Source organism: Lactobacillus nasalidis, from assembly GCF_016587775.1.
Classification (GTDB): domain Bacteria; phylum Bacillota; class Bacilli; order Lactobacillales; family Lactobacillaceae; genus Lactobacillus; species Lactobacillus nasalidis.
The window spans coordinates 1-1303 of sequence record NZ_BOCG01000609.1 but is presented as its reverse complement, the minus strand read 5'-3'; the positions used below and the strand labels follow the sequence as shown (position 1 = coordinate 1303).

At 60.0% G+C, this 1303-nt stretch carries 2 protein-coding genes; one reads left to right on the top strand and one right to left on the bottom strand.

Going from position 1 to position 1303, the window contains the following annotated elements; all coding sequences use genetic code 11:
- Nucleotides 1-451, bottom strand: a 451-nt coding sequence (locus lacNas_RS11395; RefSeq protein WP_201346879.1) for an alpha/beta hydrolase, incomplete at its 3' end; no start/stop codon positions are given.
- A gap of 74 nt (nucleotides 452-525) precedes the next feature.
- Between lacNas_RS11395 and lacNas_RS11390 the strand changes: the two genes are divergently transcribed.
- Nucleotides 526-1284 carry a ribonuclease H family protein gene (locus lacNas_RS11390; protein ID WP_201330886.1) on the top strand — a complete coding sequence of 253 codons (759 nt, stop codon included), beginning with the start codon at nucleotides 526-528 and terminating at the stop codon, nucleotides 1282-1284.
- Nucleotides 1285-1303: the final 19 nt, after the last annotated feature.

Below are 1303 nucleotides of genomic sequence, written 5' to 3'. Positions count from 1 at the left end.
GGCTCAGAAAAGGCAAGAGGAAGCTGAGATAGTAATTGATGGCCTGGTAGCCGGCGATCCGGTCCTTGAAGGCCAGCTGGATGATGGGCTGCCGGTCGCCGGTATAGCAGCCGGTCAGCTTGATGCGGCCGGTCAGGTCGGCCTCCACTTTCAAAAAGCGCTGGTCCCCCTTTTGCCTGAGGGCTTCCTGCACCATGACCCGGGTGGTGTAGTCGCTGCCGCGGAAGCCGTGCATGTAGATGATGGGCACCTGGCCGGCGCCGCGGGAATGGTTTTCGGCCAGGTCGCTGACGCGCTTGCCGCGCAGCTTCAGAAAAATCCGGCAGGGCGGGAAGGTGGCCAAAAGGCCCAGCACGGTCATCAGCGTCAGTGAATGATCGCGCTGGTCGCGGCCTTTGGCTCGCTTTTTTTCAGTTTCTTCAGCGTACTTCCTGGAATTAAAAAAGAGCACTGGGGCCCGTCCTTTCTATGATACAATTGCTTTGTAACAATCATACCATTATTATTCGGACGTGAGGGGACCAGATGAAATTTTACGCTGTCAAAAAAGGCCGCCGGCCGGGGATCTACCACAGCTGGCCAGCGGCTGAGGAACAGGTGAAGGGCTTTTCCGGGGCGGAATACAAGTCTTTCAGCCAGGCCATGGACGCTCTGGACTACCTACAGATGGATCCGGAGGATTCGCTCAGGGCCCTTCAAGGAGGCGAGGACAAGCTGCAGTCGGCCCTGGCCAAGATCAAGCAGGGCACTGGCGTGCAGGCGCCTAAGCCGGAAAGTGCTTCTGCCGGCAAGTACGCGGCCCACATCTTTACCGACGGGGGCTGCCGCAGCAACGGCACCCACAAGGGCGGGCACGTGCAGGCTGACGACAAGGCTGCCTGGGCCTACCTGATCGAATATGACGGCCAGAAGCTGTCAGCCAGCGGCGGCCGCTTGGGGGCCACCAACAACGAAATGGAAATGACCGCTTTTCTGCAAAGTCTGCGGAAGCTGGAGGAATTAGGCCTGAATGGCCAGCCCCTCCTCTTTTCCCTGGACTCCCAGTACGTCATCAAGGCCGTCAGCGACACCAGCCAAGGACCGGCCTGGATCAAGGGCTGGCAGCGCCGGGGCTGGAAGAAGGCGGACGGGTCGCCGGTGGCCAACCGGGAGCTCTGGCAGGAAATTGCCGGCGAGCTGGCCAAGTTCGCCCAGCCGGACTTCGAGTGGGTCAAGGGCCACGCAAACAGCGCCGGCAACAATTTCGTCGACAGCCTGCTCAACAAATACATGGACCAGATGTAAAAAGCCCGCGCCAATTGGC

Excerpts from the sequence above, each read along its gene's own strand:
- lacNas_RS11390 (WP_201330886.1), top strand. The coding sequence starts at position 526 with ATGAAATTTTACGCTGTCAAAAAAGGCCGCCGGCCGGGGATCTACCAC.